The following is a 22,408-nucleotide window of genomic DNA, read 5'->3' on the forward strand; positions in this document are numbered from 1 at the left end:
ATCTTTCATATTAATAATGAATAGTGGCGAAAATCTGGAAAATGAAATTATCACGGGCGGTAAATAAAAAAAATCAGCGGGTGCTCACACACCCGCTGATTTCATCAGCATTACTGACCTTTTAGCGGAGCTAGACGATATGCACCTGCAGGTTATGCTGCACCAGCACGTCGCCGAGGGTATTATCGCTGGTCAGCGCCGAGTTGTGGTAAACCTCAAAGGTTTGCCCCTCAACCGTGCGCTCACCGGTCACGGCCCAGACGCCGCCGTTACTGTTCGCCAGCGTCACCTGGCTGCCATCAGCTCCCTTGATCATCAAATCATCACTCTGTTTATCGGTAATGCTGAGTGCCTCATTGAGATCGAGTTTCACCGCGTTAGTGCCGGTTTTCCCCAGGTCAAGCACTTCAATGTGCTCCACTTTCAGGCCGAGCGTGGTAAGATCCAGGTTCAGATGCTCGCCGTTCAGCACCAGCGTATCGGTGCCTGCGCCACCATCAATGTGAGTAAAGTTGAGGTCACTGACCGTCACGGTATCGGCCCCGCTGCTGCCGGTCACTGACGCGCCCTCCAGCGTGCTGCCATCGGCCAGGGTGATTACCACGCCACCAATGGTGTAGCTGGCCTCCTCTGTCGGCGCGGCGGCGGCGGCGGCGGTCTCCGTAGCGTTGGCGCTGTCACTGCTGCTGACCGGCGTGACGATATCCGCCTCCGTGGTCAGTGTGGACACCACGGCAGCGTGAGGGGAACTCTCCTCACTGCTGCTGGCGTGCTGCGTTTCTCCACTGACACTGGCTACCGTGGCACTGTCATCGGCCACCGAGAACAGCGCCACCGACTCGCTGGCGGCAGTGGTAATCGGCAACAATGACCCTAACAGCAGGGTATTGGTGGTCGAATAGCTGTTGCCTGCCACGTCAGTGATGGTGACTTTCGCCAGCGTACCCAGCGACAGCAGCAGCCCGCCAACCGACAACAATGATGGCGCGAAGTTAGCCGAGTAACGTCCCAGCGCATCGGTCGTGGTATTGATCGTCGGTCCGTTGCCGCCGTTGCTGAGCAACAGCGTGACGCTGACTTTCGACCCCTGCGCCGCGTTCAGCGATCCGCCCTGTACCGTCAGTCCGGTCAGTAACGAGGTCACGACACTGAGTACCGGATCGGCTCCCACCAGCGGCGTATTGTGCGACAGCGCGGTGAAGCTGCTGTTGCTGGTGACGGTGTTGCCGCCAATGTCGGCGACCGTGACGGTGAGTGGATGACTGCCGTCCGGGATAGCTTTCAGCGTCGCTGACGGCACGCTGATACTCCATGCCCCGTTGGCACCAATGGTGGTGGTGAGGATGTTACCCGCCACGTTCACCGTCACCGTGCCGCCGACGGCATTGGTGCTGGTGCCACTGATGGTTTTCGGCGCATCGGCTTCCGCGATATTCAGATAACCATCGCCGCCAAAGTAGCTGCTCAGGCTGACCGTTGGCGTGGTGTGGCTGACCACACCCAGCGAGGCCGAACCGCTGCCGCTAAGGCCCGCGCCGTTGGTGACGCTGGCGGTGACGGTCTGAAGGCCATCGCTAATGGCAGCGAGATTTGCTGCCGGGACAGAGAGGCTCCAGTTGCCGTTGCTGCTCACCGTGGTGCTGTAAGTCTGGCCGCCCAGCACCACGCGCACCACCGATCCTTCCGCATTGGTGGCGCTGCCGCTGATGGTTTGCGCGGTTTTCACATCGATGGCGCTCAGTGCATTGTCACCAAACAGGGAGGTGATGGCGACGGTAGGCGCGGTATGCGCAATCACGCTCAGCGTGCCGCTGCTGTTCACCACATTGCCATAGATATCGGTACCGCTGACGGTGACGGTTTTGCTGCCGTCGGTGATAGCAGCCAGATCGGCTTTCGGCACGCTGATACTCCAGCTGCCGCCGCTCACCACTTTGGTGGTATAGGTCAGACCGTTCAGCGTGGCGCTGACGGTTGATCCAGCCGACAGGCTGGAGCTGCCGCTGATGGTCTGGTTCGAGACCAGATCCGCTGCGCTCAGTACGCCGTCACCGAACACCGTATTCACCGACAGCGTCGGCTGAATCAATCCCAGCGATACGCCAGCGCTGCTGCTGCTGGTGTTGCCTACCGGATCGGTGACCGAGGCGCTCACCGTGAAGTTGCCGCTCAGCAGCGTAGAGAGCACCGCTGGCGTCACCGTGGTCGAGAAGCTGCCGTCGGCGTTCACCAGCGCGGTGGCGGTGGTGTTGCCAATCGCCAGCCGGACGCTGCTGCCTGCCGCCACACCCGATACGGTGCCGCTGATGGTCTGGGTCACCAGCGACTCCGCCAGGTTCAGCACCCCATCCCCAAACAGCGGATTGAGCGTTACCTTAGGCAGGTTATGAATGCCCACCAGCGCGCCCGCGGTGGCAGTGCTGGTGTTGCCCGCGCTGTCCGTCACGCTGACCCCGACGGTGAGATTGCCATCGGCAATGCCCTGCAACAGGGCTGGCGTCAGCGAAACGTTGAAGTTGCCATTCGCATCGGTGGCGGTCACGAACTGCTGCGATCCCACAGAGACCACGACACGCGATCCCGCTTCCGCCCCGCCAACCGCACCGCCGATCACCTGCGTCACCAGCGCATCCGCCACGTTGAGCAGACCGTCACCAAACAGCGGATTAACGGTGATGGTGGGCAGCAGAGTATCGACCCGGATACCGGCACTGGTGCTGGCGGTATTGCCCGCCGCATCGGTGACCGAAGCGCCGACCGTCAGGTTACCCTGCGCCAGCGTGCCTAAAATATCCGGCGTCACCGTGGCGCTGAAGGCGCCGCCAGCGCCCACGGTGGCAGTGAGCTGACTGTTGCCGACAGTCAGCGTCACCACCGATCCCTGCGCAACATTGTTCACCACTCCACTGATCACCTGGCCGGTGGCAATATCTGCCAGGTTCAGCACGCCATCACCAAACAGCGAGGTCAGGCTGATGGATGGCATCTGGGTAAAGATGCCGATAGATACGCTGTTGGAAGCCACGTTACCCGCCGGATCGGTGACGCTGACGCCCAGTGTCAGGTTGCCATTCAGCAGTGAACTGAGATCGCTGCCCGGCAGGTTAACGCTCCAGTTACCGCCCGCCTGCACCGTGGTGGTGTAGCTGCGGCTGCCGAAGGTGACGGTGACCTGCGAACCGACGGCGGCATTTTCAATCACACCACCGATCAGCTGACCGGCACCGGCTTCAACGATGTTGAGCAGGTTATCGCCGCCAAACAGGCCGGTAAGGTCGCCGACCACCGGCACGGCATCGACAATCGCCGTGACGGTTTCCGGTACGGTACGGACGTTCCCGGCGGCATCGGTCAGCGTGATGTTCAGCGCCAGCTCGCCGTCGCTGAGCAGCCCCAGCACGGAAGGCGGTACTACAATCGCCCACTTGCCATCCTGACCCACTGCGGCTGACAGCGTCGTTCCGCCCAGTACGACCGAGACCGTCGCGCCGACTCCCGCCGAGGTCGCGACCCCGGTAATGGTCTGCGCCACCGTGGTATCAATGGCGCTCAGCGTTCCATCGCCAAATACCGAGTCGACCACCAGCGTCAGCAAACTGTTGACCACTTTATTCACCGTCAGGGTAGCATCGGTCTGGTTACCGCTGACGTCATTGACCCGCACGCCAAACACCAGCGCGCCATCATTCAGGCTCGACAGCACCTGCGGATCGACATTGAGGGTCCAGAAGCCATCGGCGCCCACCACCGCCGTGGCAATTGGCGCGCCGTCACCCAGGTAGAGGCCAATGGTCTGGCCTTCTGCGCCCTGCGCGCTACCGGTCAGCACCTGATTAACCACCAGATCTGCGGCATTGATCAGGTTATCGCCGAGGAAGGCATCAATCAGGATCAGCGGTGCCGTGGTGTCAACCGTTACCGTCTCACTGACGGTGGTGACGTTACCGGCGGCATCCGCCAGCTGGGCGGTAATCGGGGTGGATGCGCCATCCGGCAGGGCCTGCATATCGCTGGCCGGTACCGTGGTGGACCAGTTGCCATTGCTCTGCACAATCGCGTTATAGGTTTTGTTATTAAAGGTGACCACCACCGTCCGCCCGACTTCAGCGGTATCGGCGGTGCCGCTGATCACCTGACTGGTAGCACTTTCAGCGGCATTGATCCGGTTGTCGCCGGTAAAGTCGTTAAGCGTCAGCGTTGGCGGCGTCAGATCGATCTGTACGCTGCCCTGGGTCGTCACCGGCGTCGTGCCGTCGGTGGCATTGACGATAATGGTTGCGCTACCGCCCGTGCCAAACGCCGTGACCGGCAAGGCGACGGTCGCCCAGCTGCCATCACCATTCAGGGTAGTGCCATAAGTTTCGCCATTGATCACCACCGAGACCACGCCGCCCGCGCCCAGGTTAGCCGAGGTGCCGCTGATCACCACCCCGCCCGCCTGGTCAGCGGTACTGATAATGTTATCGCCAGAGATCGTTCCCAGCGCCACCAGCGGTCCTGCCGGTGGTGTGAGATCAACCGCGAAGGTCACATTCTGACTGATGCTGTTGCCCGCCAGATCGCTGACGCTGACTGCCAGCATGGTGGTCAGCTGCGTGAAGGAGGCCATCTGTTCCGGCGTCAGAGTCAGGCTCCAGTTGCCGTTTGCCCCGACCACCGCCGTACCGAGTGTGGTGGCACCCAGCGCGACGCTGAGCACGCTGCCCGGTTCAGCCCCGTTCGCGACACCACTCAGCAGTTGCGGCTGGATGCTCTCGCTATAGTTGAGGATGTCATTGCCGGCAAAGGCACCCACAGCCAGCGTCGGTGGCGTAGTATCGATCACCAGCGAACTGTTGATGCTGCTGCTGTTACCGGCTGCATCGGTTGCCGTCACGGTGACCGGATAGCTGCCATCGGTTAACAGCGACAGCTGTGCACTCTCCAGCGGCAGCGTCCAGCCGCCATCGGCGGTCACCACGGCGGAGTAGACGTTGTTGCCGATTGTCACCTGCACGCTCTGGTTCTCACCCGCCTCACCGGTGGTGCCGGTCAACGTCACGCCACTGGCGACATCGGCGGCGTTAATGCTGCTCTCCGGCACCAGCGTCGGCAGCGGTGCCGTGAGATCGGCGCTGAACGGCAGCTCTGCCGTACCGGTGTTGCCCGCCGCATCGACCACGCTGACCGTCAGGGTATGCGCACCATCGCTCAGTGAGTTCAGGGCGTTGCCCGGAATAGTGACCGCCCAGTTTCCCGCACCGTCTACCGTTCCGGTGTAGCGTGCCCCGTTGAGATCGACCGTGATGCTCACCGCCTGATTGTCCCCGACGCTGCCGGTGGTGCCGGTCAGCGTTATGCCTGCCGCCGCTTCACTGATGTTCAGCACGCTATCCGTACCCAGTGCGCCGTCGTTAAAGGTCGGTGCAGGCACCGTGACCTCGGTCACCACGTTCAGCGCCGTGCTGTCGGAGTTACCGGCAATGTCGCTGGCGGTGACCGTAATGGTGTGGCTGCCGCTGGTGAAGGTCGCTAACTGCGCTGGCGTCAGCGTCAGCGACCAGCTGCCATCGGTCTGTACCGTCGCCGCCAGCGGCTGATCGCCATTAAAGCCGGCGATCACTACGTTCACCGTCTGCCCGGCACCGGTGATGCCGGTTGTTCCGCTCAGCAACTGCTCGCTGCCAGCCTCTGCCGCACTAAGCGCACCGTCGCCAAACGGCAGATTAAGGGTAACGTCAGGCAGCGTGTTAACCGCCACCAGCACATTACCGCCGGTGCTGGCGCTGTTACCGTTGACATCGGTGACCGTTACGGTGACCGGCCAGTTACCATCCGGCAGCGACTGCAACAGGGCCGGTGGCAGATCCAGCGTCCAGCGGCCGTTATCTGCATCAAGGGCGGCGGAATAGACCGTACCATTGACCGTGACCGCCACGGAGGCCGGATTGGTGATGTTGAGCGCGCCGGTCAGCGTTCCACCGGCAGCCGCTTCGTCCGCATTGATACGGCCATCCGTAAACGGCGTATCCAGCTTTGGCGCGGCAATCGGCGTAATCGCCGAGACAAAAGTCTTCGTCGCGTCAATGCTGTTACCCGCGCGGTCAGTGGTGGTCACGGTAAGGATGTGCTGCCCGTCGCCAAGAATCGCGATGTACTCTGGCGTCAGACTGGCGGTCCAGTTGCCGTTCTCATCAACCGTCACCGATAACGGAATCCTGTCATCACCGACCGTGACGCTGACCGTCTGGCCGTCGCCCACTGCGGTCGTGCCGGTAATCAGCTGAACCGTTGCCGCTTCACTGCTGTTGATCACGTTATCGCCGAACAGCGTGGTGGCAAACGTCGGCGCCACTGGCGGCGTCAGCAGAATTTCGACGCCTGCCGTCGCCTGCGCCGGGTTACCGGCCGCATCGCTGGTGGAGACCACAACCTGAGTCTGGCCGTCTGGTAAGGCGGTCAGCGCACCCGCCTCCAGGTTCAGCGTCCAGTTGCCGCTGGCATCGACGGTGGTGGTAAAGGACTGAGTGCCGATGGTAATCGTCACCTGACTATCCACCGGCACGCTGGTGCTGTTACCGGTGAGCGTTAGCGCACCGGCGGCATCATCGGCGCTGACCAGACCATCACCGAAAGGCGTGTTCAGGGTGATGGTCGGCAGCGTATTGAATGCCACATTCAGTGATGTGGTGGTGTCGGTGGTGGTGTTACCGGCAGCATCCGTGACCGAGATGCTGATTGGATTAGGGCCGTCAGTGAGCTGCTGTAAATCCCCGGCCGGCACCGTGATTGTCCAGACGCCGTCGCCGTTTGCGGTAGCGGTATAGGTCACGTTGTTCAGCGTTACGGCCACCGGCAGGCCGATATCGGTGTTGCCGGTAATGGTCAGATCCTGCAGAGACTCGACCTGATTGAGGCTATCACCGGCGCTGACCAGGATGTCAGTCAGAATCGGCTGCGTGGTATCCAGGCTGATCTGCTGGGTTGCGCTGGCCGGATTGCCCGCCACGTCACTGGCTGTCACCGTCACGGTCTGACTGCTGCCCGAGGCCAGGTTATCGAAGGCGGTCGAAGGAATGTTGACTGTCCAGTTGCCATTCGCATCAAGCGTGGTGGTGTAATCGACCTGATTGAAGGTCACCGTGACCAGCGTGCCGCTGACCAGCTGGGTGCTGGTGCCGCTGACCGCCACCTCGCCCGCAGCTTCGGTGGCGTTGATCACATCATCACCCGCGACCACATTGACGCTGAGCGTCGGCTGGGCCTGATCGCTGGCGACCACCACCAGATTACTGCTGCTGCTGGCAGGGTTACCGGCAACATCAGCAGAAACCACCACCAGTAGCTGCTCACCATCCGGCAGATTCCCCACATCCGCCGCCGGAACGGTCACCGTCCAGCCGCCACCGGCGACGACCGTACCGCTGTAGTCGGTGTTGTTCAGCGTAACCGTGACCACCTGACCTTCAGCCAGATTGGTGCTGGTGCCGCTGATAATGAGATCGTTTGCCGCTTCCGCCTGATTGAGGTAATTATCGACGCTGATCGGCCCGATAGTCAGGGTCGGCAGCGTTGCACCGTCGGCATCACGGGTCAGCGTCTGGCTGGTGCTGATCGAATTGCCTGCCGCATCGGTAAGCGATACCCCAACCAGATAGCTGCCATCCGTCAGCCCCTGCAGCACGCTGGCTGGCAGTGTCAGCTGCCAGCTGCCGTCTGACAGCACCTGCGTCTGATAATCCACATCCTGGAAACTGACGGTGACGACCTGACCCGCATCGGCAACAGAGGCGGTGCCGCTAATCGCAACATCCTGCAGCACCTCCAGCGAGTTAATGATGTTGTCGCCGCCGATGGCGTTAACGCTCAGCGCCGGTAGCGTGAAATCCACCGTGACGCTGCTGGTCAGCGAGCCGCTGTTACCGGCCGCATCGCTGACGTTCACCACCAGCGTGGCGATACCTTCGCTCAGCCCCTGCAACTCTGCCGCTGTCAGCGTCGCCGTCCAGTTGCCCTGCGCATCGACCGTGGCGGGATAATCGGTGTCGCCCAGCGTGACAATCACCGTCTGACCTTCGCCGATCAAACCGGTGGTGCCACTGAGGGTCTGGCTGGAGTCAGCCTCGTTGCGGCTCAGATAGCCATCACCAAACGGCGTTTCAATGCTGACCGACAGCGAACCGGTTGCCACATTGATCTCGCGCGTTTCGGTTACCGGGTTGCCCGCCGCATCACTGACGGTGGCAGTGAGAATATAGAGGCCGGCCGGAATCCCTGCCAGCGCGCCAGCCGGTAGCGTCAGGCTCCACTCGCCATTTGCCGTTACCGTGGTGGTCCAGATCTGATTATTGAGCGTCAGGGTGACCAGCTGGCCTTCGCCGGCATCACTGCTGCCGCTCAGGATAACCGGTGCGTTGCTTTCGGCGATATTGACGATGTCGTCATCCGCCACCGCATTCAGGATTAAGGCTGGCGGCGTCAGATCCACCCGCACAGTGCCGTCGGTGGAGGCGGTATTGCCTGCCGCATCACGTACCGTCACGCTGTAGCTGATATTCTCTTCCGGCAGATCGGCCAGCGCGGCGGCGGGTACCGAAATTGACCAGTTGCCGTTGCTGTCAGCGGTGGCGGTATAGGTGCTGCCATTCAGCACCAGGCTGACGGTCTGGCCGTCACCGGTCGCCCCGGTGGTGCCGTTCAGGGTCTGAGCGAGGGTGATGTCGCTGCTGTTGAGCGTGCCATCGCCAAACGCGCTGGTGATCGTCGGATCGGGCAGACTGGTCGCCAGTACGGTGAGCGTCGAACTGCTGCTGAGCGTCGCGCCACCGCTGTCGGTCGCGGTGACCGTCAGGGTGTATGCGCCATCCGCCAGACCGGCCAGCGCATTGGCCGGTACGATCAGGCTCCAGTTGCCGTTCGCCGAGACCTGCGCGGTGTAGCTGACATCGTTAAGCAATAGCGTGATCGTGCCATTCAACGGCACATTGACCGAGGTGCCGGTCACGATCAGCGACTCACCCAGCTCCTGGGCATTCAGATAGTTATCATCACTCAGCGCATTAATCGCGAGGCCGGAAGCGTTGCTGTTGACGTCGAAAGTCAGCGTATTGCTGGCGGTGTTACCCGCCACGTCGCTGACTGCCACCGTGAGGCTGGCGCTACCGTCCGCCAGCGCACTCAGTGCACCGGCTGGCACGGTCAGGCTCCAGGCACCACTCGCCTGCACCGCCGCGCTGTAGACGTTGCCGTCAAGGGTGACGGTGACCAGTTGCCCCGGTTCAACATTGGTGGTGGTACCCGACAGGCGTTGATCGGTCTGCCGCTCCGCGCCATCTACCACATTATTGCCGGCAAACGCATCCAGCGTCAGGGTTGGCAGGCTGGCCGGTTCGACTTTCAGCGCCAGACTGGTGCTGGTTGTGGTGCTGTTGCCTGCCGCATCGCTGGCGGTCACGGTCAGCGGATAGCTGCCGTTGACCAGGCCGCTGTAAATGGTGGCGGGCAGCGCCAGCGTCCAGTTGCCATCGGCGTTCGCCGTGGTGCTGAGGCTGATGCCGTTAAAGCTGGCGACAATCAGGGCGTTAGCTTCACTGCTGCCGCTCAGTGCCAGCGGCTGCTGGCTCTCTGCGGCATTGATGATGCCGTCCGACGGCGTATTCAGGCTGAGCGACGGTGGCAGCGTATCAACCACCACGCTACCCACTGTCTGACTGCTGTTGCCGGCCACATCGCTGACCACAACGGTGTAGGCGGTTTCACCCTGTGGCAGAGCTGACAGCGCTGCAGAAGGGATAGTGACCTGCCAGTTACCGGCCTCATCGACCGACCCGCTGTAGCTGACGTCACCCAGCGTCACGCTGACCGTCTGGCCGTCGCCGCTGACGCCGGTGTTGCCGGTGATGATGCCGCTGGTCGCCGCTTCCGCACCGTTGAGAATATTGTCACCAAAGGCGTCGCCTGCGGTGGCGACGGGCAGCGTGGTGGCGATGACGGTAATGACCGAGCCGGTGGTCGCCAGTGGCGTACCGCCAGCATCGGTCACGGTGGTAGTGACGGTCAGCGGACCGTCCGGTGCCGTGGTAAAGGTGCCTGCCGGTAAGGTCAGGCTCCAGCTTCCGTCTGCCGCCACGGTGGTGGTGACGGTGGTGCCATTTGCTGTTACCCCGACGATGCTGCCTTGCGGCAGACCGCTGGTGCTACCGCTTACCGCCACATCGCCAGTCAGTTCACTGGCGTTGAGGTAGTTATCGCCGCTGATCGGTGCCAGAGCGACAGAGGGCTGGGTAGTATCGACGCTGAAGTTAAGCGGGCTGCTGGCGGTATTACCCACCGCATTGATCACGCTGACGGTCAGGGTCTGACTGCCTTCGCTCAGACCGGCCAGCGCACCGGCCGGCAGCACAATGCTCCAGCTGCCGCTGGCGTCCACTACACCACGGTAGTCGGTGCCATTGAGGGAGACGCTAACCTGCCGTCCTGCTTCCACGTTGGTGGAAGTGCCGCGCAGGGTCAGCGGTTGCAGCTGTTCGGCAGCGCTCACCACGCCATCACCGGCAAAGGTGTCACTGTCAATGGTCAGCGTCGGCTGGAGTTCCGGCGCATTCACCACGTTCAGATCGATGACCTGGCTGGTCTGGTTGCCATTGGCGTCGGTTGCGGTGACGGTGAGTACATTACTGCCCGACGGTAGCGCGGCCAGATCGTCAGGGGAAATCTGTAACGTCCACTCGCCATTGACGCCAACGGTGGTGCTGTAGACCGTATCGTTCAGTCCGACCGTAATCTGATCGCCATTCTGACCGGTGCCGCTGATCACCAGTGGCTGCGTCAGATCACCAACGCTCAGGGCGTTATCGCCGCTGACCGGCTCGACGCTCAGCGGCGGCGCGGCAGTCGCCACGCTCAGGGTCGTGCTCTGGCTGCTGCTGTTGCCTGCGGCGTCACTGACGGTGACCACCACCGGATAGCTGCTGCCGTTATTCAGACCCGCCAGTGCGGCTGGCGGCAGGGCCAGCGACCAGTTACCGTCGATATTGACTGTGCCGGTATACGTGACGCCGTTCAGCGTCAGGCTGACCCGATCACCTTCACTGCCGGTTCCGCTAAAGCTGAAGCCGGCCGCCTGTTCCGCGCCGTTGAGCACGCCGTCACCCGCTGGCGGATTAAGGCTGAAATCCGGTGCGGTTGTATCAACGGTCACCGGCAGGACGCTGCTGTTGCTGTTGCCACCGACGCTGGTGACCGTGACGTTAAGGTCGTAGCGGCCATCGGTCAGCGCCTGCAAATCGGCGCGTGGCACGGTGACCGTCCAGCGTCCGTCGTCAGCGACAATCGCCTGATAGGGAACATCATTCAGCGCCAGGCTGACACTGCTGCCGGGCGCAACGATGCCGCTGATCGTCAGATCGGCGTCAGCCTCCGCGCCATTAATGATGCCATCACTGGCAATCGGGTTGACCACCAGCGTCGGAGTGCCGGTATCGACCGTCAGCGGCACCGTGGTGCTGGTGCTGTTGCCAGCCAGATCGACGGTAGTAACGGTGATCGGATTACTGCCCTGGGCAAGATTTTGCAGGGTCGATGGCGGCAGGATCAGGCTCCAGTCACCATTCGCTGCTACCGTTGCCGGATAGGTATTGCCGCCGACGCTAACGTTAACCGCCTGGCCTGGCGTCGTGGTCCCGGTCAGCGTCTGTGTTGTGCTGGCTTCAGCACTGTTAAGCACGCTGTCGGTAAACGGCGTATCGATTGCCGGAGCAGCCAGCGGCGTGGTCGCCACCAGCAGCGTCTGGCTGCTGGTGACCTCACCTGACGTTACGGTCACCGTGGTGCTGCCTTGCGGCAGGTTAGCCAGATCCCCCGCCGGGACGGTGACCGTCCAGGCGCCCGTTTCATCGGTGGTGGCGCTGTAGACGGTGCCGCCCGCCGCCAGCGTCACGCTGACCACGCTGCCGACAGGCAGGTTGCTGGAGCTGCCGCTGACCGTCAGATCGCTCAGCGCTTCAATCGCGTTAAGTGCATTATCTTCACTCACTGGCGCAATCGACAACAGCGGCGCGTCAGTGGTAATAACGGTGAACTGCCCTTGGGCAGGCTGCGCCGGGTTACCGGCAATGTCCGAAATTGCCACCGTAAAGGTCTTTTCACCGGCCGCGCCCAGCGATCCCGCCGGCAGCGAGACGCTCCAGTCGCCATTTGCCAGTACTTCGCCATCATAAGACTGACCGTTGAGGGTCAGCAGCACCGGCGTACCGGCCGGAACGCCGGTCACGCTGCCGGTGACCAGAATGTCACTGAGCTGTTCCGCACTATCGACCTGATTGTCAGCGGTGACCGGATTGATGGTCAGCGCCGGCTGCGTTGACGCCAGCACGGTAACGTCAGACAGTACGCTGCTGCTGTTGCCGTACGCATCCGTAAGGGTCACATTAACCGGATAGATAGCGTCAGCCAGCTGGCCGATTACCGCCGCCGGCACCGTGACGCTCCAGTTGCCGCTGGTATCGACCGTCGTGGTGTAGACCGCGCCGTTAAAGTCGACCGATACCGTATCGCCAGCACTGCCGCCACGTCCGTCGAGGGTCAGATCCTGGCTGTGCTCAGCAATATTGATATAACCATCGCTGCCGGGTGTGGAGAGATCCAGCAGCGGTGGCGTGGTGGCGAAGGTCACGGCATCCGCCGTCTGGCTGACGTTGCCATCGCTGTCGGTGGCGACTACCGTAACCGTCTGCGCACCATCCGGCACCTGCGCCAGATCGGCAGCCGGAATGTTAACGCTCCAGTTGCCCTCCTGGGTGACTACCGCGCTGTAAGTCTGTCCGTTAAGGGAGACGCGAATCTGATCGCCCTGATCGCCGGTACCGCTGACGATCAGCGGCTGCTGCGCATCGGCAATGTTGATCACACCATCATCCGTCAGATCGTTCAGGGTCAATGCGGGCAGCGCGGTCGCGACCCGCAGATCAGTAGATTGCTCGCTGCTGTTACCGGCGGCATCGGTGACGGTAACCGTTACCGGATAGGTCTGATTAGTGAGCGCAGCGAGATCGGAAACCGGCACCGAAGCGGACCAGTTACCATTCTCATCCACCGTGGCGGTGTAGGTTTTGTCGTTCAGCAGCACCGAGACGGTATCACCTGCCGTGCCGGTACCGCCAATCAGCAACGGTTGTGTCAGGTCACCGTTGCTGAGCACGCCGTCGCCACCCGGGACTGCGACCGTTGCGACCGGCAACTGGGTACTGACCGCCAGCGGCTGGGTCTGGGTGATGCTGTTGCCGCTGGCATCGGTCAGGGTGACGCCTAAGGTGTAACTACTGCCATCCGCCAGCGCCTGCAGCGCGCCGGACGGTACGGTGACGGTCCAGTTGCCAGCATCATCCACCGTGGCGCTGTAACTCTGGTTATTCAGCACCACCGACACCACTTCGCCCGGCGCAGCGCCGGTGCCGCTGACCGGCAGCCCGGCCGCGACTTCGCTGCTGTTGAGAATGCCGTCACCGCCAGCCACCGCCGCCACAATCAGATTTGGCAACAGCGTATCAACGCTGAAATTCAGGGTCTCCTCAACGCGGTTACCCGCCTCATCGATAACGGCGATGTTCAGGCTGTTGGCGCCCTGCGGCAGCAAAGCGAGATCGCTGGCCGGCAGTGCCAGGCTCCAGCTGCCGTCGGCGTTCACCGTGGCGCTGTAGGTTTTGCCATTGAGTTCCAGCTCGACCTGCTGACCCGCTACCGCTTTGCCGGTCGTGCCGCCGATCAGCTGATCGCTGCTGGCCTCGGCGCGGTTGAGAATGCCATCACTGAGCGCGCTGGTGTTCAGGTTAATTTGTGGCTGGTTACTCACCACCACATTAAGCGGTGCTGAATCGGTCAGCAGCGTGTTAGTCGCATCAAAGGCGGTCACCGACACCGACTGGACCCCATCGGCGATACCGGCCAGAGCGCTGGCCGGGACGGTGACGCTCCAGAATCCGTTGCTGGTGACCACGCCGCTGTAGGTGCTGCCGTTAAAGGCGACCAGCACGGCCTGCCCGGCGGCGACACCAACGGCTGAACCGGAGATCAGCAGATCGCTGCCGATCTCCTGCTGGTTGAGGAAGCCATCGCCGCTTAACGGCTCGCTGATGGTCAGTACGCCCGGCTCGCCCGCGGCTGGCGCGATGTTGATCTCACGGCTGTCGCTGGCGGCGATGCCTGCCGCGCTGCTGACGCTCACCGCAAGCGTGGTGGTACCTGCCGCCAGTGCGCTCAGCGCCGCAGACGGAATCTGAGTGCTCCAGCGACCATCCGCGCCAACCTGCGCACTGTAACTGTCGCCTGCCAGCGTGATGGTGACGGTTTGCCCCGCTTCGACGTTAAGGGTGGTGCCGGAGAGCGTCTGATCGACAGCTTTCTCGCCGTTGTCCAGCAGATCGTCACCGGCAAAGGGATCGATCGTAATCGCTGGTGCGCCAGGCTCGGGTGAGGCTTCGACCACGATGCCGCGGCTTTCGCTGGCCCCGACGCCCGCCAGGTTATTCACGGTAGCGCTTACGGTGGCGCTGCCGGCAGCCAGTGCCGCCAGCGCGCTGGCCGGAATGGTCAGACTCCAGCTGCCGTCCGCCGCTACCGTGGCGCTGAAACTCTGATCGCCGAACGAGACCGTCACCGTCTGTCCTGCCTCGACGTTGGTGCTGCTGCCGCTCACTATCTGATCGGTCGCTTTCTCGTCATTATTCAGCACATCATCAACCGCAAACGGATCGATGGTCAGCGTGGGAACGTCAGGCGCGGTCGGCGAGGCTTCGACGGTGATCGGCAGGCTTTCGCTCACGGCGGTGCCTGCCGCGTTGCTGACCGTGACGATCAGCGTCGTGGACCCCGTAGCCAGTGCGCCAAGCGCATCCGCCGGAATGCTGATATTCCAGCTACCGTCGCCGCTGACGGTGCCACTGTATGACTGGCCGCCCAGCGTCACGGTCACAATCTGGCCCGCTTCGACATTGGTGGTGGTGCCGGAAACCGCCTGAGCGTCCAGCTTCTCGTCGTTGCTCAACAGGTTATCGTCAGTAAACGCATTCAGCGTCAGGGTCGGCGTGCCGGGCGCCGTCACCGGTGGCTCAACCACAATGTCACGCGTTTCGCTTACCGTCGTGCCAGCCAGATCGCTAACCGACACGCTCAGCGTGACGCTGCCTGCGGCTAAAGCCGCCAGCGTCGGGGCCGGTATGGTGACGCTCCAGCTGCCGTCTGCGGCCACCGTGGTGTTGAAGGTGGCACCGCCCAGCGTCACCGTGACTGGCTGACCGGCTTCAATATTGGTGGTGGTGCCGCTTAGCAGCTGAGCGCCGGTTTTCTCGCTGTTGCTGAGAATATCATCACCGGCAAACTGATTGAGGGTAACGGTCGGCTCGCCCGGCAGGGTGAGCGGTGCCGCGACGCCGATCGGCAGAGTGTCGCTGATCGTGGTGCCGGCAGCATTGCTGACCGACACCGTGATAGTGGTGTCGCCCGCCGCCAGCGCGGCCAGCGCCGTGGAAGGCACCGTCAGGCTCCAGCCGCCATCGGCATCGACGCTGGCGCTGTAAACCTGGCCGCCGAGAGTCACGTTAACCAGCTGCCCGGCTTCAATATTGGTGGTGGTGCCGCTCAGGATCTGATCAACGCTTTTTTCATCGTTGCTGAGCAGGTTATCACCGGCGAAATCGTTAATCGTCAGGGTCGGGATGGCTGGCCCGGTGCCTGACGCCTCCACCGCGATATCACGCGTTTCACTGACGCTGGTGCCGGCGGTATTACTCACCGTCACGCTGATGGCATTCGAACCGGCGGGTAAATTGCCCAGCGCCGCTGCCGGAATCGTCACCTGCCAGTTGCCGGTATTATCGACGATACCGAGGTAGTTCTGTCCGCCCAGCGTCACGGTGACCTGCGCGCCCGCTTCAATATTGGTGGTGGTGCCGCTTAGCGTCTGGGCCGTGCCTTTTTCATCGTTGCTAAGGATGTCATCGCCGGCAAACTGACCAATCGCCACGGTGGGTTCGCCTGTCGGGGTGACCGCCGCTTCAACGGTAATGGGCAGCGCGGTAGTGGCGGTGCTACCGGCCGCATTGCTGACCGACACCGTGATAGTAGTATCGCCCGCCGCCAGCGCCGTCAGTGCCGCGGCAGGCACGGTAAGGCTCCAGTTGCCATCCGCGCCGACGCTGGTGCTGTAAGTCTGACCGCCCAGCGTCACTGTAACGATCTGACCGGCCTCAATATTGCTGGTACTGCCGCTCAGCGTCTGATCGCTGGTTTTTTCGATATTGCTTAACTGGTTATCGCCGGCGAAATCTGCCAGCGTCACGCTGGGCACGCCCGGCGTAACCGGGGTTTCAACGCTGATGTCACGATTTTCGCTGGCTTCGACGCCGGCCAGGCTGGTGACGACAACCGAAATAGCCAGCGTCCCTGACGCCAGCGCATTCAGCGCCGCTGCCGGTAGCGCCACGCTCCAGCTACCATCTGCACCCACGGCGGCGGTGTAGGTCTGATCGCCAAGGGTGATAGTTACGATCTGTCCCGCTTCAACGTTGCCGGTGCTGCCGCTCACCGTCTGATCGCTGTTTTTTTCGTCATTGCTGAGGATATCGTCGCCCGCAAACGGATTGATGGCGATAACCGGAACGCCAGGCTGAGTAACTGGCGCGTCAACGCCGATCGCCAGACTGCCCGTTACGGCGGTGCCTGCCGCATTCGCCACATTGACCGTGATGGTGGTGCTGCCCGCCACCAGCGCGACCAGCGCATCTGCCGGAACGGTAATCTGCCAGCGACCGTCGGCAGCTACGCTGCCGCTGTAGCTCTGGCCGCCCAGCGTGACGGTAACCACCTGACCCGCTTCAATATTAGTGGTGGTCCCGCTCAGGATTTGATCGACCGTTTTCTCTGCGTTGCTGAGGACGTTATCACCGGCAAACGGATTAAGAGTGATGGCTGGAGTGGCAGGCGTACCGGGATCGGTTTCCGGTGCGGCAACGTTTATCGGCAACGTACCGCTGGCGCTGGTGCCCGCTGCATTGGTTACGCTGACGGAAATGGTGGTAGTACCGGCCGCTAGCGCGGCCAGCGCACTGGCCGGAATAGTGACGCTCCAGCTGCCATCCGCAGCGACGCTGGCATTGTAGGTCTGCCCGCCGAGGCTGATGGTCACAATCTGACCCGCTTCAACGTTGCTGGTGCTGCCGCTCAGCAACTGATCGGTCGATTTTTCCGCATTATCCAGCAGGTCGTCGCCGGCAAAGGTATTCAGCGTAATGGCGGGCGCACCGGGCGTTCCCGGATCGACGGGCGTGCCAGGATCGGTGCCATTGTTGTTATCGCCACCACCACCACCACCGCCGCCACCGCCGCCGGCACCGATGGCGAGGCCCGCTAAGCCCAGCACGCCGAGACCGCCAGCGGTGATCACACCCATTGATGAGTTGGTATTGTCGGCCAGCAACAGCGGTTCCACGCTGTCGAGCGATTCATAGGTCGGCGTCACTGAGGTTGAAGCCAGGTCCGCACCTTCTGCGGTCTGCGGGAACAGCGCATGCTCCGGCGGGTTAACGCCATCATCAAAAACCAGTTCGCTGTGTTCGCCCTCGGCGTCATCTAAGAAAAATTTCTGGTAGCGCACCGTGCTGCCGTCGCGCATATGCAGAACCAGATCGTCGCCCTGGCGTTCGTACTGGGTCACCATTGCACGCGTGCCGCTAATGCGGACCACGCTGGGTTCGGCGAGGTTAATAGTTTGTGATGAACCACCGGTTATCTGCGAGATGAGCGTGCCGTTTTCGCGCGAAATGATATCGACCCGGCCTTGCGTGAGTTCTGCCATGTGTAACCTCTACTTCACCAGATTAGCTAATATACTGAATCTAAAAACATAAAATATTTTTATGCTTGTAGTATCCACACATTCTTTCGCCTTCTGTCAGACAGAAAGCGTCTTAGCCCGGTGTATGTAAAGGCAGTTAAGCCAGATGTTGCCGCGCATCGGGATGAAACCGATACATGGCGATATTTTTATTGGATTATTTGATCATCGTTATACGCAAAACGTAGCGGTCTCGCCTGCTTAATCTTTAACGTAACTGAGGCATAAATCAATTTCAATGTGTAGATTTCGTTATGTTTTAACATTCATTTCATAAGTAATACTTGAAATAAGGCATTCAGAAAATTTGCTTCATCGTTGTTTTACATGTCAATTTGTTGCAGGAAGTTTCCAAAAAGGATGCGAAAAGGTTAAAAATCAACCTTTGCCAGCGCTTTAGAGCAGCCGAAAAGAATTTCTCAATTAAGCGATTCAGCCAACAATTATCGCTGGCCCTGAAGGCGGATTTTTAGGTCAACTGGTTGAAAAACAGCGATCAAATTTGGCTTAAGTCACATTCTGTGTTGCGAACTTAGCCAGGAAAGTTCTGGAAAAAATCCGCGTCAGGCTAAAAGTCGGTAAACTCGCGGTTTTGTTACGCATCTGCTGCATCCACTCCACTGATAATAATTGGTGCGGCGGATGCCGGTTTTCATGGCCGCGATGCTACACTTTTTCGCTTTGCCACTGACGAATCTGAGCTATGACTGCACTGGACGCTGCACCGCAAAACAAACATCAGAGCCGCCTGAACTGGGGCACGCGCACCATCTTTTTGATCAATGGCTTAGGCATGTCGGCCTGGGCACCGCTGGTGCCGTTTGCCCGCGATCGTCTGCAGCTCAGCGGCGCATCACTGGGCGCGCTGCTGCTCTGTCTGGGCTTGGGTTCGCTGGCCGCGATGCCGGTAACCGGCACACTGGTGGCGCGGTTTGGCTGTCGTCGGGTGATGGCCCTTTCAGCATTGCTGGTACTGGCGATGATGCCGCTGCTGGCCACGGCGGATTCCCATCTGGTGATGGCTGCAGCGTTGACCTTTTTTGGTGCCGGTCTGGGGATGCTGGATGTGGCGATGAATTACCAGGCGGTACAGGTCGAGAAAGCCGCAGGCAAACCGATGATGTCTGGCTTCCACGGTTTCTTCAGCCTCGGCGGCATTCTGGGTGCCGGTGCCGTCAGCCTGCTGTTGAGCCTGAGCTTCAGCCCGCTGACCGCCATTCTGGTGATCATGGCCGTGATGCTGCTGCTGTTAGTGTGGCGCCTGCCCGGCTTGCTGAATGAGCGCTTACATCAGCCCGATCAGCCCTGGCTGGTGATCCCCCGTGGCTGGGTCGCCTTTCTCGGCCTGCTCTGCTTTATCCTGTTTCTGGCAGAGGGCGCGGTTCTGGACTGGGGCGCGCTGCTGCTGTTGCAGAATCCGGCCATGTCGCCGACTTATGCCGGTCTGGGCTACGCGCTGTTTTCGCTGGCAATGACGCTGGGCCGCTTCAGCGGCGATAAGGTGATTCACCGTTTTGGCCGTTATCCGGTGATGCTGACCGGCGCGCTGACGGCTGCTGCCGGCATGAGCCTGGCCGTCTGGCTGCCGTGGCCGGAAGTGGCCCTGCTGGCTTTTCTGCTGGTCGGGTTCGGTTTGTCGAACACCGTGCCGATGTTATTCAATGCCGCCGGGAATCAACGGGATATGCCGGCGAACCTGGCGATTTCTGCCATGACAACGCTGGGATATGCGGGTATTCTCTCAGGTCCGGCTTTAATCGGATTCATTTCACAATGGATCAGCCTCAGCGGCGCGTTTTTATTGATTGCGCTATTGCTGTTAGCTGTGGCCGCCAGTGCGCGAAAAGTTGCGCGATAATTCAGGTATCAGACACGCTATGTTGCCTTACAAGTTTCCCCTGACATCCGGCAATGTCACCCGCTTCTTTGTCGTTTTTAATCTGGTGCTGCTGCTGGCGCTGGGCTTTATGGTGCATAACTCGGTCAACGCCTGGCTGACCAGCAAACGTTACGCCATGACCGATCTGGCGCGCGACGTACAAAAACGCATCGATGCCTACCGTTTTGCCACCTGGCAGATTTATGAAAACCTCTCTACCAGCGCAGCGGGCGCCGCGCCCAGCGCCAATCTGCAGGAGACGCGGCTGCGTCCTGACGTCTATTATCTGGAAAAAACCCGACGCAAAACCGAAGCGTTGATTTTTGGTTCGCATGACAGCAGCACGCTCGACATGACCATGCGGATGTCCAATTATCTCGACACGCTATGGGGCGCGGAAAATCCGACCTGGTCGATGTACTTTCTCAACGGTCAGGATAACAGCCTGATTATGATCTCTACCCTGCCGCTGAAAGATATGGCAACCCGCTACAAAGAGAGCGCCATCAGCTCGATGGTGGATGGCCGCCGTGCGGAAATGTTGCAGCAGGCCAATGCGCTGGATGAGCGCGAAAGTTTCTCGGCGCTGCGTCATCTCGCCTTTCAGAACGATCACTACTTTACCCTGCGCACCACCTTTAACCAGCCAGGCCATCTGGCAACCGTGGTGGCCTTTGATCTGCCGGTCAACGATCTGATCCCGCAAAACATGCCGCTGGAGAACTTCCAGCTGCGCCAGGACACGACGTTGCCTGCTGCCACTGCCAGCGATCAGCAGGAGTCAGAAAATACCCAGATTTCGCTGGTGAATCCCAATGTCGAAATTGCCGCCACGCTGCCGAGTACCTCGCTGCAGCTGGTCTATCGGGTGCCGATTAGCCGGCTGATTATTGATACGCTGCATAATCTGCTGTGGCCACTGTTGATCAATCTGCTGCTGTTCCTGCTGTCGCTGGGTGGCATGGTGCTGTTGCGCCAGCAGTCACTGCGGCCCAGTGAGAACCAGAGCGCGGAACTGGACTCGCTGCGGGTATTAAATGAAGAGATTGTTGCCAGCCTGCCGGTCGGCCTGCTGGTGTATGACTTCGCCAGTAACCGCACTCTGCTAAGTAATAAGATCGCGGAACATCTTCTGCCACATCTTAATCTGCAGAAGATCATTAATATGTCCGACCAGCATCAGGGCGTGCTGCAGGCCACCATCAATAATGAAGTGTATGAGATTCGTCACGCCCGCAGCGTGCTGTCGCCTCATACTCAGCTGTTTATGATGCGCGATCAGGATCGTGAACTGCTGGTGAATAAGAAGCTGCAAAAGGCGCAGCAGGTACTGGATCGTAACCATCAGATGCGACAGCAGCTGCTGCATAACCTCGGTCATGCTCTGAATCAGCCGCTGGAAAAAATTGTCTCGCAGCTGGTCCAGCTGAGTCAGCGTGACAGCGATGAAACCGTGCTGGACGTGCTGGATGAGAGTCAGGGTCTGGCGCGCCTGGTCGACGATATCGTGCTGCTTAACCGGCTGGAGGCGCACGACTGGTCACCGGACGCGACGGTATTCAGTCTGCAGGAGCTGCTGGATGAAATCGCGCTGGAAAGCCTGCCGCTGATGCGGCGTAAAGGGCTGGCGCTGGTGGTGAACAATCATCTGCCGAATGATGAAATGCGCTTTGGCGATCGCCGGGCGCTGCGTAAGGTTCTGATTACACTGATGCACTACTCGCTGACTACCACGCGCTGGGGCAAAATCACGCTGGAAGTCAAAGCAGCGGATAAACAGGCCGACCGCTTGATGATTGAGCTGGTCGATACCGGTGCCGGCCTGACGGTGGATGAGCTGGCGAATGTCGACTTCCCGTTCCTTGGCGATACCCGCCAGGATCGTTATGGTCAGGCGTCAGGTATGGCCTTCTTCCTGTGCAAACAGCTGTGCAAGCAGATGGGCGGCAGTCTGGATATCGTGGCGAAAGCCGATATCGGCACCCGCTACAACATGCAGCTGCCGCTGGTGCTGGAACAGAAAACCGAAGAGGAAGAGGAAAAAATTCTCGATGGCGTCACCGCGCTGGTGGAGATTGCCGTGGAAGACGTACACAAGATCGTCTGCCGCCATCTGGAAAACTGGGGTGCGCGTTGTCTGACGCCAGACGAGCGTATTTCCGGGCAAGATCATGATGTGTTGATCACCGATGATCCGACCAAACTGAGCGGCTGGTCACTGCTGCTGGCCGGTGATGAACCCGGTCATCATGCGCTGAATGACCAGCAGTATCGGGTTAATTTCAATCTCAGTAATGCGCTGCTCGATGCATTGCTGGCGCTGATTGAGAAGCAACTGTCACACGATGTGATGGAAGATGATGCTGAAGAAGAAGCGGCCACGCCATTGATGAGCGGCGGCTATTTCCAGCTGTTTACGGAGACAGTACCGGTTGATGTAAAGAGACTGTATACTGAGTCGGCGGAAAAGGACTACGCCTCGCTTGCTCAGACAGCGCATCGCCTCAAGGGCGTGTTTGCCATGCTCAATCTGACTCCCGGCAAACAGCTTTGTGAAGAGTTAGAACACCACATTAAAGCGTGTGACGATTCAAACATTAAAAATACCACCAGTGATATTGACGCTTACGTCAATCAACTGCTGCAGCAAGGTAACCAATAAG

The 22,408-nt window shown here is 60.6% G+C and carries 3 protein-coding genes; 2 read left to right on the plus strand and 1 reads right to left on the minus strand.

Going from position 1 to position 22,408, the window contains the following annotated elements:
• Positions 1–130: 130 nt before the first annotated feature.
• Positions 131–17,827 carry an Ig-like domain-containing protein gene (locus ACX3P5_RS12405; protein ID WP_458968787.1) on the minus strand — a complete coding sequence of 5,899 codons (17,697 nt, stop codon included), beginning with the start codon at positions 17,825–17,827 and terminating at the stop codon, positions 131–133.
• Between the two features lie 742 nt (positions 17,828–18,569).
• On the opposite strand from ACX3P5_RS12405, the gene ACX3P5_RS12410 reads away from it, so the two are divergent.
• Positions 18,570–19,724, plus strand: a complete 1,155-nt coding sequence (locus ACX3P5_RS12410) for an MFS transporter (protein ID WP_458968788.1) — start codon at positions 18,570–18,572, stop codon at positions 19,722–19,724.
• Between the two features lie 22 nt (positions 19,725–19,746).
• Complete coding sequence (gene rcsD, locus ACX3P5_RS12415) at positions 19,747–22,407, plus strand: phosphotransferase RcsD (protein ID WP_233988144.1); 2,661 nt, start codon at positions 19,747–19,749, stop codon at positions 22,405–22,407.
• Position 22,408 lies beyond the last annotated feature (1 nt).

It is taken from the genome of Pantoea sp. S-LA4, from assembly GCF_054482835.1.